This window comes from Streptomyces sp. UF-297 (genome assembly GCF_058245575.1).
Genome location: NZ_JBSIBZ010000268.1, coordinates 1 through 389 on the forward strand (window position 1 = coordinate 1; position 389 = coordinate 389).

A 389-nucleotide genomic window follows, 5' to 3' on the forward strand; every position below is an offset into this window, starting at 1 on the left:
CGGGCGTTGGCGGAGGGCCGTGAGGTTCCGGGGGTCGTCTCTGGGGTGTCGGCTGGTGGTGCGGGCAAGGTCGGCTTCGTGTTCACGGGGCAGGGCGCCCAGCGGGTCGGCATGGGCCGGGACTTGTATGCGGCGTTCCCGGTGTTCGCCGAGGCTTTCGACGCGGTCTGCGCGGGTCTGGCCGAGCATCTGGATGGTTCGCTGGGGGCGGTGATCCGTGGCGAGGGTGAGGCGTCCTGGCCGGGTGAGGGCCGTATTGACGAGACGGTGTGGGCGCAGTCCGGTCTGTTCGCTGTCGAGGTGGCGCTGTTCCGGCTGTTGGAGTCGTGGGGTGTGCGTCCGCAGGTGGTGGCGGGGCATTCGATCGGTGAGCTGGCGGCTGCGTATGT

The 389-nt window shown here is 69.9% G+C and carries 1 protein-coding gene; it reads left to right on the top strand.

All coding sequences use genetic code 11. From position 1 onward, the window contains the following. Window positions 1-78: 78 nt before the first annotated feature. A partial coding sequence (locus tag AC4IJH_RS43775; protein WP_490857609.1) for an acyltransferase domain-containing protein occupies window positions 79-389 on the top strand: 311 nt, incomplete at its 3' end.